The following is a 13,420-nucleotide window of genomic DNA, read 5'->3' on the forward strand; positions in this document are numbered from 1 at the left end:
TTACCGTCTTTCAATGCACTCGGGGGGCGGTTTTCGGAGGCTGCCATGACAGGAAAACAACTCGAATTCGATCAACGCATCTCGCGATTGAACAAAAAGCACCAGAAACTCAGCCGCGGCTATCGTGCCACGTTGCGCTCAGACGGGCTGGTGGTGATGAAACCACAGCGTATGCGTTCAGCAGTTCCAGCGAGGGTTTTGTTACTGTGTTTGGTTGGCTTCTTTGCCTTCAAGGCCTTTTTACTGTCTCATCTTGGCCCGACTGCGTACGAAACGCGTGTTGAAAGCCTGAATCAGGGCACGCCGGTTGAGAAAGCTGGCGCCTGGATCATGCAGGCCGATCCGGTGACCGCGTTTTTCTCGAGCCAACTGAACAAGGTTTGGTTCTAACCGGATATCTTGCACCCTCCTAACAAAAACACCGCATGCCTCACGGCGTGCGGTGTTTCTGTTTGCCCCACAGGGAGGAGGAAGGGGCGTATGCGGTAGTCCGTTATCTCAGTAACGGCGGCCTTCGGCGACAACGTCGATGTCGCCGCGGCATAGTCCGATATCGTCCAGTTCGCGGTCAGAAAGACCGTTCAGCGCGTTACGGGTTGCGCGGGCGTCATTCCATTCAACAACGGCGTTTACAACCGATGCAAAAAGTGCGCCGATACGGCCGACGAGGCCGAATGAGCCAGTGGTGGTGCGGGTGGTATCCAGTGCAGCCATATCCTGTTTCCTTCTGGTTTGTGTTAAACTCTGATCTTGCGATCTGAGCGGCATCTAGTGGTGAGTTTCGCCGTGCGCAAGCGCAGAAATTGCATGTGTCCTATGCATTTTTTGCAACGCTCGAAATTGATGAAAACCCCTTAAATCATTGGTTAAAGTTCGATCGGAAAAGCGTCGAAAACGAACCTAACCCGGTCGCAAACAGGCCGCGAGGAACCGGAGGCGACATGAATGTCGGTTTTGGACCCTGAGTTGATTTCCTTGGAAAATGTTCACGCTTCGTGCTAGTCGATGAAAAAAGATCACACAAACCCGAGCAGGCCGAGACAAAACATGCGAATTCTGGGCATTGATCCAGGGCTTAGAACCTTGGGATGGGGCGTCATCGAATCGCATGGCAGCCGCCTGAGCCACATTGCGAATGGATTGTGCAAATCCGATGGTGATGATCTGGGGGAAAGGCTGCTGTCGCTACACAATCAAATCGTCGAAGTCATCGCCGAGCACAATCCAGATCAGGCGGCAATTGAACAGACCTTCGTCAACAAAGATGGGGCCGGTACACTGAAACTGGGTCAGGCGCGTGGTGTTGCGCTTCTGACGCTTGCGCAGGCGGGTTTGCCGGTTGGCGAGTACGCCCCCAACCGCGTCAAGAAAACGGTGGTGGGCGTCGGCCACGCCGAAAAAGAGCAGGTTCTGCATATGGTCAAACTTCAACTGCCCGGTTGTTCCCCCAAAGGGGCGGATGCTGCGGATGCATTGGCGATTGCGATCTGCCATTCCTACTATGGCGCCGCACCGCAGGCACGGATGAAAGAGGTACGCGCATGATCGGCAAGCTCACTGGACGGCTGGACTACCGCGCGGCGGATCACGTTCTGATCGACGTGCGGGGGGTCGGCTATATCGTCTATTGCTCGGACCGGACCATGGCGGCCCTGCCGGGGGTGGGTGAGGCAATGTCAATCTACACCGATATGGTCGTGCGCGAAGACCTGATGCAGCTTTATGGTTTTCTGTCCTTGGTCGAGAAGGAATGGCACCGTCTGCTGTGCTCGGTTCAGGGTGTGGGTGCGAAGGTATCGCTGGCCATTCTTAGTGCGCTGGGGCCCGATGGTGTCAGCCGCGCGATTGCCTTGGGCGACTGGGGGGCCGTGAAGGCCGCAAAGGGTGTCGGCCCCAAGACCGCGCAGCGGATCGTGCTTGACCTCAAGGACAAGGCCCCGGGTGTGATGGCGATGGGCGGCACGGTGACCGAAGCGATGGATGGCCCGGCACTTGAAGTGGTTGAGACGACCGAGCCTGCGCCTGTTCCGAAACGGGTGGCGAAACCGGCCTCGGGCGCTGCCGCTGCTTCTGCGGATGCGCTGTCGGCGTTGGGCAATCTGGGCTATGGACCGTCCGAGGCGGCATCGGCCGTGGCCGAGGCAGCGGCCAATATGCCAGATGCGGGCGAGGCCGATCTGATACGCGCCGCGCTGAAGCTACTGGCCCCCAAGGGCTGAGTGAAAGGGTAACTGAATGGTAGACGCTGATCCCGCCCTGCGAGCCGAACCGATGCCCGAGGACAATGACCGCGCCCTGCGCCCGCAGGGGCTGGATGAATTCATTGGTCAGGCCGAGGCGCGGGCCAACCTACGCATCTTCATCCAGTCGGCCCGCCAACGCGGTGAGGCGATGGATCACACGCTGTTCCATGGTCCACCTGGATTGGGTAAGACCACGCTTGCGCAGATCATGGCGCGCGAGTTGGGAGTGAATTTCCGCATGACCTCGGGGCCGGTTCTGGCCAAGGCGGGGGATTTGGCGGCGATTCTGACCAATCTGGAATCGCGGGATGTCTTGTTCATCGACGAGATTCACCGTCTGAACCCGGCGGTCGAAGAGGTACTGTACCCCGCGATGGAGGATTTCGAGCTGGATCTTGTCATTGGTGAAGGTCCGGCGGCGCGGACTGTACGGATCGAGCTGCAGCCATTTACGCTGGTCGGGGCGACAACGCGGATGGGGTTGCTGACCACGCCGTTGCGCGATCGGTTTGGCATCCCGACCCGGCTGCAGTTCTATACGGTCGACGAGTTGCACGAGATCGTCACCCGCAATGCCCGCAAACTGGGCGCACCTGCGGATGACGAAGGCGCGCGTGAGATCGCGCGCAGGTCTCGTGGAACACCACGGATCGCCGGTCGTCTGCTGAGACGCGTGGTGGATTTTGCCATTGTTGAAGGCGATGGGCGGATTACGCGCGACTTGGCGGATGGGTCACTGACCCGGCTGGGGGTCGATAACCTTGGTCTGGACGGGGCCGACCGCCGGTATTTGAAGCTGATTGCCGAAAACTATGCGGGCGGGCCAGTGGGGATTGAAACACTCTCGGCGGCGTTGTCCGAAAGCCGGGATTCGCTGGAAGAGGTGATCGAGCCTTATCTCCTGCAGCAAGGCCTGATCCAGCGCACTCCGCGCGGACGGATGCTGGCGCAAAAGGCATGGACGCATCTGGGGATGGCTGCACCCAAAGGACAGAGCGATCTGTTTGGTTGAAGTGGGGCGCATTAGATTTTAAGCCTCAGGCAGTCGTATCTAAATCGAGAAGAAGGACTGGGGCGTGATACCCGATGAGATTGAGGCGCTGTTCACACGCGATAGCGGTGAGTTTCTGTTTGCGCGCTGGGGCAGACCCATCGTGCCCATCGTGTTTGGTGTCGAGGATGAAACGCTGTCGACCGTAAAAGGTGCGTTCGAGGCGGTTGTCACTCTGGCAAATCACAAGATGGCCGAGACGGATCCCGAACTGGGTGCCAATTGCATGGTGTTCTTCTTCCGTGAGTGGCAGGAATTGTTGGATGTGCCCGATCTGGATCGCCTGATCCCGGATCTGGCCCCACTGGTTGACCGGCTGGTGGCTGCCGATGCCAATCAGTATCGCATTTTCCGGTTCGAAGAAGACGGCGCCATCCGCGCGGCATTTGTGTTTTTGCGCATGGACAAAGAGCTGTCGAAAGTGCCGGCAGAAACGCTGGCGTTAAGCCAGGTTGTACAAACGATCCTGCTTTGGTCCGACACAGCTTTTCGCAGCGCCTCACCTCTGGCGATAGCTGGTGACGCGACGATCTTGCGGCCTGATATTGCGGCCTTGATCCGCGCCGCCTACGATCCTGTTCTGCCCGGTGCCGCGCAGGATCCCTCTCATGCGCTGCGCTTGTTCGCCAGATTGGAGCCGTCGCAATGAAGCATCACTACCCGGTCCGTGTTTATTACGAAGACACCGACATGGGAGGCGTGGTCTATCACGCAAATTATCTGAGATTCATCGAACGCGCCCGGTCGGACTGGGTGCGTAAACTGGGTAATGATCAGAACGCGATGCGGGACGCAGGCATTGTCTGGGTCGTGCGGCGGATCGAGGCGGATTATCTCGCCGCCGCTAGGTTTGAAGACGAGCTGATGGTCGAGACCGAGATGGTTTCGCTATCGGGCGCTCGGTTGACAATGTCGCAATTGGTCAAGCGTGGCGAGACCGAGATTTTCCGCGCCGAGGTAACGGCTGTCTGCATGAATGCGCAGGGTAAGCCCGTGCGTCTTCCGGCAGAGATTCGCGCATTGATGTAACATTTTCAGCCTCCGGGGTGGTTCTGTTGGCTTTTCATCTCCATCTGCGTTAGCGTTTGGCAAAACAAGGCCAAATGGCCATCAGGCAAAACAAAGAGCAGGTTCATGGAAGCTGAAACGCTGGCGCTGGCGCAGGAGATCGATTTCTCCATGTGGGGGCTGTATGCCCGCGCGACCTTTATCGTCAAACTGGTGATGTTGATGCTGATCGGTGCATCCATCTGGTCCTGGGGCATTATCATTCAGAAACTGATCAACTACCGAGCCGCGCGGCGCGAGGCGCAGGTATTCGATGAAAGCTTCTGGTCTGGCAATCCGCTGGATGAGCTGTTCGAGCAGATCGGAACCCAGCCCGATGGCAGTTCCGAGAAGATTTTCGCGGCGGGGATGATCGAGTGGCGACGCTCGCACCGCACCGATGGCGGCTTGATCGCAGGGGCGACGGCGCGGATCGATCGCTCGATGGACGTGGCGATCGCGAAAGAGGCCGAGAGGCTGCAAAAAGGGTTGCCCATTCTGGCCACTGTTGGATCGACAGCGCCGTTTATCGGCCTGTTTGGCACCGTTTGGGGCATCATGAATGCCTTTATCGAGATTGCCGAGCAGCAGAACACAAACCTCGCCGTTGTGGCCCCGGGTATTGCCGAGGCGTTGCTGGCCACCGGTCTTGGCTTGCTGGCCGCGATCCCGGCGGTGATATTCTATAATAAACTCAGCGCAGACAGTGACCGCATCGTCGGCGGCTACGAGGCCTTTGCCGATGAATTCGCCACTATCCTGTCGCGTCAGTTGGATAGCTGACGATGGGTGCGGCAGTACAGCAAAGCTCGGGCGGGAACGGACGCAGGCGCGGGCGGCGGCGCGGGCGCGCCCAACCGATGGCCGAGATCAACGTGACGCCCTTTGTTGATGTCATGCTGGTGTTGCTGATCATCTTTATGGTGGCGGCCCCATTGTTGACCGTCGGCGTACCTGTCGATCTGCCCAAGACTGCCGCAAGTGCCTTACCCGGTGACAATGAAGAGCCGCTGACTGTGACCCTGACCGCAGATGGGCGCGTGCAGATCCAGACCACGGATGTGCTGCGCGAAGAACTGATCGGTAAGCTGCGCGCGATCGCAGCTGAGCGCAGCAGCGACCGCGTGTTCTTGCGTGCTGACGGCGCGATTCCATATGCGCAAGTGATGCAGGTCATGGGTGCTTTGAACGCGGGCGGGTTTTCCAACGTTGGCCTTGTGACTGATACCGGCGGGCCAACGCTGGACGAAGGGTGAGAGTGAGGCTGCGCGGTGGATACCGGCACCAAGATTTCGGCAATTGCGCATGTCAGCCTGATTGGCTGGGCGCTGATCGGCGGGACCTTCCGGTCCGAGCCGTTGCCGATGGCTGTACAGGATGTCTCGGTGATCTCGGCTGAGCAGTTTGCGGCCATGACCGCGCAACGCGAGGCACCCGAGGTGCCGACTGACCCGGCTGAACTGCAACAGCCTGCAGAACCTGATAAGATCGAAATACTGGACCCGACGCCGGAAGAAACGCCCGAACCTGAGCCAGTTGCCCAGCCCGAGCCGGAACCTGAGCCCGAGCCGGAACCGGAAACGGTGGAAGTCCCGCCCGAGCCCGAACTGATCGAACAACCTCCGACGCTTGAAGAGCCCGAGCCTGAGCTGGCGGCGCTTCCTGCGCCTCCGGGCCCAGAGGCAGAACCAAGCCCTGCGGATAAGATCGCGCCCGAGCAGATTGCTCCTCCTCCGCCCGAGGCCAAGCCGGATGACATTGAAACCCCTCCGGTTTCGCTGGATGAAGGGGCGGAAATCCAACAAGAACAGCAAGATCAAACGGCACCGGAAGAGGCCGCGCCCGAGATTGTGACCGAGGCGGAAGAAGTCGAAGATCCGGCCCCGCGAACCTCTCCTCGTCCGCGCGTGCGCCCGAACCGACCGGCACCCCAGCCAGAGCCTGAGGTTGCAGAAACGCCCGAGCCCGCGCCGACTGAACCTGCGCAAAACGAGCAAGCGATAAATGACGCCTTGGCCGAAGCATTGGGCAATGGCACCGAACCTTCGGGCCCACCACTGACTAGCGGTGAAAAAGACGCGATGCGGGTTGCGGTGTCGCGGTGTTGGAATGTCGGGTCCCTGTCGACGGATGCGCTGGAAACTGTGGTTGTTGTCGGGTTTTCGTTAACCAGAGATGGCAAAGTGGTTGGCGGCAGTTTGCAGCTACTCGACAGTACAGGCGGCTCGGCCGCATCAGCAAAACAAGCCTACGAAGCTGCGCGCCGCGCAATTTTGCGCTGTGGGTCTAAAGGATATGACCTACCTGCTGACAAATACGATCAATGGCAGGATATTGAGATTACATTCAATCCCGAGAGGATGCGGATCAAATGATGAAACTTCTGACCAGCCTCTTAATTGGCCTGACCCTTCTTTCGACCTCGGCCTACGCCCAAAGTGGCCCGCTGCGTCTGGAAATCGATGAAGGGATCATCGAACCTATGCCGTTTGCCGTGCCAAGCTTTGTGCCTGACGGTCCCTCGGCGGCACAATATGCACAAGATATCTCGCGGGTGGTCGTGTCTGACCTGACCGGAACGGGCCTGTTTCGTGAAATCTCGTCGGATGCATATATCAGCCGCGTCAGCAGTTTCGATGCGCCGGTACAGTTCGCTGATTGGAAGGCGATCAACGCTCAAGCACTGGTGACAGGGGCGGTCAACGTGTCGGGCAAGCGCCTGACGGTCCGGTTCCGGGTTTGGGATGTCTTCTCGGGGCAGGAACTCGGCAACGGTTTGCAGTTTGCAGGAACAACCGACGGTTGGAGGCGCATGGCGCATAAGGTCGCGGATCAGGTTTATACCCGGATCACGGGAGAGGGCGCCTATTTCGACAGCCGTGTCGCGTTTGTGTCGGAGAGCGGCCCGAAGGATCAACGGCGCAAACGGTTGGCCATAATGGATTACGACGGCGCTAATGTGCAGTATCTGACCGACAGCGCAGCGATTGTTCTGGCGCCTCGGTTCTCACCGACGGGCGACCAGTTGCTCTATACCAGCTACGAGACCGGTCAGCCGCGTATTTATCTACTGGATGTAGGCCGTGTGAAACGGCAGGAATTGCCGACGCAGGAAGGCACCATGAGCTTTTCGCCACGTTTCTCACCCGATGGCCGTTCGATCGTTTATTCTCTGACCCAGGGCGGAAACACGGATTTGTGGAAAATGGATCTGGCCTCGGGCCAAAGCGTACGACTTACCAATACGCCCGCGATTGAAACTGCACCAAGCTATGCGCCGGATGGCAGTCGGATCGTGTTTGAAAGCGACCGGTCGGGCACCCCGCAGCTTTACATCATGCCCGCTAACGGAGGCGAGGCAACGCGGATCAGTTTTGGGCAAGGCCGCTATGGCACGCCGGTCTGGTCTCCGCGTGGTGACTTGATTGCCTTTACCAAGCAGAACAAAGGTCGCTTCCACATCGGTGTTATGCGCACGGATGGCAGCGAAGAGCGCCTTTTGACCGCCTCGTTCCTGGACGAAGGTCCCACATGGTCGCCAAACGGGCGGGTCATCATGTTCACCCGCGAAACGCAGGGGGCAAGCGGTCGATCGACGCTTTACTCTGTGGATATTTCGGGCCGTAACTTGCGTCCTGTTAGAACGCCGGATGGCGGTAGCGACCCGTCTTGGGGGCCACTGCAGAATTGATCGGAACAGACAGCAGGTAAAGTTCACAACAAACCCGCAATGTGATAGAAGCGCGGCAATAAACAACGAAACACGAGGCACTTGAGATGAAACTGTTGAGCAAAGTCGCGGCAATTGGGGCGCTGACCCTGATTGCGGCCTGTTCCAATAATGATCCGTCGGCTCTGGGTGGCGGCGCTGGTGGCAGCGGCGCGCTGGTTCCGGGCTCACCCAGTGATCCGCGTTCGCCAGCCTATTTCCAGCAGACAGTTGGTGACCGGGTCCTGTTCGCAGTCGATCAGTCCACGCTCAGCCCGCAGGCGCAAACAATTCTGCAAGGGCAGGCCGATTGGCTGCTCGCCAATCCGGATTTTGTCGCCAATATCGAAGGCCATGCGGACGAGCAGGGCACGCGCGAATACAACCTTGCGCTTGGAGCTCGTCGGGCCAATGCGGCGCGGGAGTATCTGATCTCACGCGGGGTGGCAGGCAACCGGTTGACCACCGTCAGCTATGGCAAAGAACGCCCGATCGAAATTTGCAGCACCGAGGATTGCTATTCGAAAAACCGCCGCGCGGTGACGGTGCTGACCGGTTCAACCTTGGGGTAAGATGATGCGAATTGCAGGTTTGGTTCTGGCAGCGGTCGTGACCGTCGCTGGTATGGCACAGGCTCAGGATCAGCAGACTTTGGCGGATATCCGTCAGGAGCTTACGGTGCTTCACGTGGAAATCCAGCGCCTCAAGCGCGAGTTTTCAACCACTGGGTCCCCCGCGCCAAACCTGTCCGGCAGTTCCGTGCTTGAGCGCGTTGATGCGATCGAGGCCGAACTACAGCGCCTGACACGTCAGACCGAGCAGTTGAACCAACGGGTGCAGAATGTCGTGACCGATGGCACCAACCGTATCGGTGATTTGGAGTTTCGTCTGGTTGAACTTGAAGGCGGTGATCTGAGCGCGCTGGGCGAAACCTCAACGCTGGGTGGTGAGACATCGACCGATGTGGCTGTGGCACCCACCCCCAACCCTACGCAACCCACGGTCACTGATCAGGGGGAGCTTGCAGTCGGTGAACAAGCGGATTTTGATGCCGCTTCGCAGGCCCTGGTGGATGGAGATTTCCAGACCGCGGCCGATCTGTTTGCGCAATTCGACCAGTCCTATCCGGGCAGCCCGCTGGCGAGCCAAGCCAACCTGCGGCGCGGGCAGGCGCTGAAAGGGGTAGGCGATACACGCGAAGCGGCGCGCGCCTTTCTGGCCAGCTTCACGGGCGACTCCGAAGGGCCTCTGGCACCCGAGGCGTTGTTTGAGTTGGGCGCAGCGCTTGGACAGCTGGGCCAAACCGATCAGGCTTGCATCACCCTCGGCGAAGTTGGCGTACGGTTCCCGACCTCGGCACCAGCTGCTTCGGCCACACAAGAAATGGCAACACTGGGCTGTTCTTGACCTCTGACACCGATACGCTTCGGGCCAATTTGCGGGCAGGTCTGCCCGATCCACTGCCGCGCCGTCTGGGGGTGGCGGTATCAGGGGGCAGTGATTCGACTGCCCTGTTGCGATTACTTGTTGATATCGCGCGACAAGAGCAGATCGAGCTGTTTGCGGCGACCGTTGATCACGGTCTGCGAGCTGAATCTGCCTCAGAGGCCTTGGCCGTCGCGACACTGGCGCAGCGCTTAGGCATTCCTCATGAAACGCTGAAATGGCAGGGGTGGGATGGATCCGGAAATCTGCAGGATCAGGCGCGGCGTGCGAGATACCGGTTGCTGGTCGCGTGGGCCGAATCGAAGGGCCTAGAGGCAGTTGCGCTGGGCCACACGGAGGATGATCAGGCTGAAACGGTACTGATGCGGCTGGCCCGTGCTTCGGGCGTTTCGGGGCTTTCGGCCATGGCTGTATCGCGAAAAGAAGGTCTGGTCACATTGCTGCGCCCATTGCTGTCCACGACACGCTCCGATCTTCGGGAATATCTGACTGTGCAAGGTATTTCGTGGATTGATGATCCGTCGAATCAGGACCCTCGTTTTGACCGGATCAAAGCCCGCCAGGCACTTTCCGGATTAAATCAAATCGGGATCACGGCAGAGTCATTATCACGGGTCGCTGAAAATATGGCGCAAGCGCGTGAAGCATTGGCGCAATACGCGCAAGAATCCGCTTTACGGTGCATGACGGTGACGGATGGCGATCTTTGCATTGATCGCGAAGGTTTCGAAACTCTGCCCGAAGAAATCCGTCGTCGGCTTGTGACCGCGTCTGTTTCATGGATCGCAGGGGGAGAGTATCCGCCACGACACAAAGCGGTGGATCAAGTGTTGGATGCGATTTCGTCTGCTCAGACGGCCACCCTGGGGGGATGCATTTTAATCCCGGAAGGCAAAAAAACTTGGATTTGCAGAGAGCTAAACGCCGTCAGCAATCAGCACGCGCGCCCCTCAGAACCTTGGGACAGGCGTTGGATTATATCCGGGCCAAAAACTGAAGATGCGGAAATCCGGGCGCTTGGTGAGGATGGTATATTGCAGCTGGAAAACTGGCGCTCTGTGGGCAAACCTCGCGCTGCAGTGTTGTCGACGCCCTCGGTCTGGGCCGAAGGCACTCTATTGGCTGCACCCCTGGTCGGTTTTGCAAACGAATGGCGGGCTGAACTACTTCCAGAAAGGTCCGACTTTGATGCGGTGATTTTATCTCATTGAACCTGCCACAATCCTCTCTATTTTAAGGAACAACCCCGGCAGGTCCCCACCTGCCGAAACCTTTCGGGAGATTTTCCTTGGGCAACGCTCGCAACATCGCCTTCTGGGTCGTTCTGTTTCTGCTGATCCTGGCACTGTTCAACCTGTTCAGTGGACCCAGCGGGTCGCTTCAGAACAATGAACGCACCTATTCCGAATTCGTCAGCGCCGTGGACGCCGGAGACGTCACCAGCGTCACGCTGGATGGCGAACAGATCCGCTATCGCACGAATGAGAATCAGGACTTTGTCACCATCAAACCCACCGATGCCGAGGTGACGAAGCTGCTGATCGACAAGAACATCCCCGTTCGTGCTGAAAAACAGCAGCAATCGGGTTTCCAGTCGTTCCTGATCACGCTGCTGCCCTTCCTGCTGTTGATTGGCGTCTGGGTCTATTTCATGAACCGGATGCAGGGTGGCGGCAAAGGTGGCGCGATGGGTTTTGGCAAGTCCAAGGCCAAGATGCTGACCGAAAAGCACGGCCGGGTGACGTTCGACGACGTTGCGGGCATCGACGAGGCCAAGGAAGAGCTGGAAGAGATCGTGGAATTCCTGCGCAACCCGCAGAAATTTTCGCGTTTGGGCGGTAAGATACCCAAAGGAGCGCTGCTGGTTGGCCCTCCGGGCACTGGTAAGACGCTGCTTGCCCGTGCGATTGCGGGCGAGGCAGGTGTGCCGTTCTTTACGATCTCGGGTTCCGATTTCGTTGAAATGTTCGTTGGTGTTGGTGCATCGCGCGTGCGTGACATGTTCGAGCAAGCCAAGAAGAACGCGCCTTGTATCGTGTTCATCGACGAAATTGACGCCGTGGGGCGCCATCGTGGTGCTGGCTATGGCGGCGGTAACGACGAACGCGAACAGACCCTCAACCAGCTGCTGGTTGAGATGGACGGTTTCGAGGCCAATGAAGGCGTGATCATTCTGGCTGCCACCAACCGGAAGGACGTTCTGGACCCCGCGCTGCTGCGTCCGGGCCGGTTTGACCGTAACGTGACCGTCGGCAACCCCGACATCAAAGGCCGTGAAAAAATTCTGGGCGTTCACGCGCGCAAGACGCCTCTGGGTCCCGATGTCGATCTGCGCATCATCGCGCGCGGCACGCCGGGCTTTTCGGGTGCTGATCTGGCGAACCTCGTGAACGAGGCCGCATTGATGGCCGCCCGCGTCGGTCGTCGCTTTGTCACCATGGAGGACTTTGAGAACGCCAAAGACAAGGTGATGATGGGGGCCGAGCGCCGTTCGATGGTGCTGACGCAGGACCAGAAGGAAAAAACCGCCTATCACGAGGCCGGCCATGCCGTTGTGGGTCTGGAACTGCCGCTGTGCGATCCGGTCTATAAGGCGACCATCATTCCGCGCGGTGGTGCGCTGGGTATGGTTGTGTCACTGCCCGAAATGGATCGTCTGAACTATCACCGCGATGAGTGTGAGCAGAAGCTGGCCATGACTATGGCAGGCAAGGCCGCCGAGGTGATTAAATACGGCGAAGATCACGTGTCGAACGGCCCTGCGGGCGATATCATGCAGGCCAGCCAGTTGGCGCGCGCCATGGTGATGCGCTGGGGCATGTCCGACAAGGTCGGCAACATCGACTATGCCGAGGCGCATGAAGGCTATCAGGGCAACACCGCCGGGTTCTCGGTATCGGCCCATACCAAAGAGCTGATTGAAGAAGAGGTAAAGCGCCTGATCCAGCAAGGCTATGAACGCGCGCACAAGATCCTGACCGACAAGAACGAGGAATGGGAGCGACTGGCGCAAGGCCTGCTTGAGTATGAGACCCTGACCGGCGAGGAGATCAAGCGCGTCATGAATGGCGAACCGCCCACCGAAAGCGATGATGAGGGTGACAGCCCCGATGAGGGCAACGCCCCCAGCGTAACTGCCATCCCGAAGACCAAGTCCAAGAAATCGCCGCCAGATGGCGGGATGGAACCAGAACCCACTGCATAATTGCAAAACCCGGAGCCAGCCTCCGGGTTTTCTCTTTTCATCAGGGCGTTGCTGGGCATTATGCCTGCTAACCTGTCATTGAAGGGGGCGCCTCATGCCATTCTTGCGTGAAACAGAATATTCAGCCGAGGTGGTATGGCTGGGCCATGTTCCAGCAGGCCAGTCTTTGCGGGCCAAGCCTGTCAACGCTTTGGATCTGAATTTTGATGGCGTTCAGGGGGAACGGCATCAGGGGCTCAATCGGGCGTCCTGTGTTCGGGTAGCGAATCTCTATCAAAAGGGCACCGAGATCCGGAATGTGCGACAACTGTCAGTGCTGTCGGCAGAAGAATTGGGTGATATTGCGGCTGAGATGGAGTTGGCAACGCTTGATCCGTCTTACCTTGGGGCTTCGATTGTCCTGAAGGGCATTCCCGATTTCTCTCATATCCCTCCATCTTCGCGGTTGCAGGCCGAGAGCGGTTTAACGATCACTGTGGACATGGAAAATGCCCCCTGCGTTCTTCCGGGCCGTGAGATCGAGGCGGATCACACTGGATACGGGGCGGCATTCAAACCTGCGGCCAAAGGGCGACGCGGGATAACGGCTTGGGTCGAACGCCCGGGGGCTCTGAAACGCGGCGACAAGATGCAATTGTTTGTGCCGGATCAGCCCCTTTGGAACCCATAGGTTCAATCCGTTTCCGATTTGCGCATTACGATTTCTCGCAACGCCGTTT

General features: G+C 58.7%; 16 protein-coding genes. 15 read left to right on the forward strand and 1 reads right to left on the reverse strand.

Going from position 1 to position 13,420, the window contains the following annotated elements:
- Positions 1-45 precede the first annotated feature (45 nt).
- Positions 46-390, forward strand: coding sequence for a hypothetical protein (locus tag ACR0BT_RS15425; RefSeq protein WP_170397406.1), 345 nt, complete (start codon positions 46-48; stop codon positions 388-390).
- Between the two features lie 108 nt (positions 391-498).
- Here ACR0BT_RS15425 and ACR0BT_RS15430 read toward each other — a convergent pair whose 3' ends face one another.
- On the reverse strand, positions 499-714 hold the full coding sequence (locus ACR0BT_RS15430; protein WP_170397404.1) for a DUF1127 domain-containing protein: 216 nt from the start codon (positions 712-714) through the stop codon (positions 499-501).
- Positions 715-1,047: 333 nt separating this feature from the next.
- On the opposite strand from ACR0BT_RS15430, the gene ruvC reads away from it, so the two are divergent.
- From ruvC to ACR0BT_RS15500, 14 genes are all read left to right on the forward strand, one after another.
- The gene (ruvC, locus tag ACR0BT_RS15435; RefSeq protein ID WP_170818083.1) at positions 1,048-1,545 is read left to right on the forward strand and encodes a crossover junction endodeoxyribonuclease RuvC; all 498 of its coding nucleotides are present in this window, start codon (positions 1,048-1,050) and stop codon (positions 1,543-1,545) included.
- On the forward strand, positions 1,542-2,219 hold the full coding sequence (gene ruvA, locus ACR0BT_RS15440) for a Holliday junction branch migration protein RuvA (RefSeq protein ID WP_170424326.1): 678 nt from the start codon (positions 1,542-1,544) through the stop codon (positions 2,217-2,219). Before ruvC ends, ruvA begins: the two co-directional genes overlap by 4 nt.
- 16 nt (positions 2,220-2,235) lie before the next feature.
- On the forward strand, positions 2,236-3,255 hold the full coding sequence (gene ruvB, locus ACR0BT_RS15445; RefSeq protein ID WP_170626478.1) for a Holliday junction branch migration DNA helicase RuvB: 1,020 nt from the start codon (positions 2,236-2,238) through the stop codon (positions 3,253-3,255).
- Positions 3,256-3,319: 64 nt separating this feature from the next.
- Positions 3,320-3,943 (forward strand): hypothetical protein, encoded by a 624-nt coding sequence (locus tag ACR0BT_RS15450; protein ID WP_480763546.1) that lies wholly within the window; start codon positions 3,320-3,322, stop codon positions 3,941-3,943.
- Complete coding sequence (ybgC, locus tag ACR0BT_RS15455) at positions 3,940-4,323, forward strand: tol-pal system-associated acyl-CoA thioesterase (protein ID WP_170404386.1); 384 nt, start codon at positions 3,940-3,942, stop codon at positions 4,321-4,323. The genes ACR0BT_RS15450 and ybgC overlap by 4 nt, the downstream gene beginning before the upstream one ends.
- 105 nt (positions 4,324-4,428) lie before the next feature.
- Positions 4,429-5,124 carry a protein TolQ gene (gene tolQ, locus ACR0BT_RS15460; protein WP_170564682.1) on the forward strand — a complete coding sequence of 232 codons (696 nt, stop codon included), beginning with the start codon at positions 4,429-4,431 and terminating at the stop codon, positions 5,122-5,124.
- A gap of 2 nt (positions 5,125-5,126) precedes the next feature.
- A complete protein-coding gene (gene tolR, locus ACR0BT_RS15465; protein ID WP_170424320.1) occupies positions 5,127-5,597 on the forward strand; it encodes a protein TolR in 471 nt (156 codons plus the stop codon).
- Between the two features lie 15 nt (positions 5,598-5,612).
- Positions 5,613-6,716: a ribonuclease E domain-containing protein gene (locus ACR0BT_RS15470; protein WP_170424318.1), complete on the forward strand. Its 1,104-nt coding sequence runs from the start codon at positions 5,613-5,615 to the stop codon at positions 6,714-6,716.
- Positions 6,713-8,032 (forward strand): Tol-Pal system beta propeller repeat protein TolB, encoded by a 1,320-nt coding sequence (gene tolB, locus ACR0BT_RS15475; protein ID WP_480763548.1) that lies wholly within the window; start codon positions 6,713-6,715, stop codon positions 8,030-8,032. Before ACR0BT_RS15470 ends, tolB begins: the two co-directional genes overlap by 4 nt.
- 86 nt (positions 8,033-8,118) lie before the next feature.
- Positions 8,119-8,622: a peptidoglycan-associated lipoprotein Pal gene (gene pal / locus ACR0BT_RS15480; RefSeq protein WP_170397385.1), complete on the forward strand. Its 504-nt coding sequence runs from the start codon at positions 8,119-8,121 to the stop codon at positions 8,620-8,622.
- A 4-nt stretch (positions 8,623-8,626) separates the two neighbouring features.
- Complete coding sequence (ybgF, locus tag ACR0BT_RS15485; protein ID WP_170589417.1) at positions 8,627-9,457, forward strand: tol-pal system protein YbgF; 831 nt, start codon at positions 8,627-8,629, stop codon at positions 9,455-9,457.
- Positions 9,454-10,707 (forward strand): tRNA lysidine(34) synthetase TilS, encoded by a 1,254-nt coding sequence (gene tilS / locus ACR0BT_RS15490; RefSeq protein WP_170511401.1) that lies wholly within the window; start codon positions 9,454-9,456, stop codon positions 10,705-10,707. Before ybgF ends, tilS begins: the two co-directional genes overlap by 4 nt.
- 77 nt (positions 10,708-10,784) lie before the next feature.
- Complete coding sequence (gene ftsH, locus ACR0BT_RS15495) at positions 10,785-12,701, forward strand: ATP-dependent zinc metalloprotease FtsH (RefSeq protein ID WP_170397380.1); 1,917 nt, start codon at positions 10,785-10,787, stop codon at positions 12,699-12,701.
- A 94-nt stretch (positions 12,702-12,795) separates the two neighbouring features.
- Entirely contained in the window at positions 12,796-13,371 is a 576-nt protein-coding gene (locus ACR0BT_RS15500; protein ID WP_480763549.1) for an MOSC domain-containing protein, read from the forward strand.
- Positions 13,372-13,420: the final 49 nt, after the last annotated feature.

It is taken from the genome of Ruegeria sp. CJ6 (assembly GCF_056536665.1).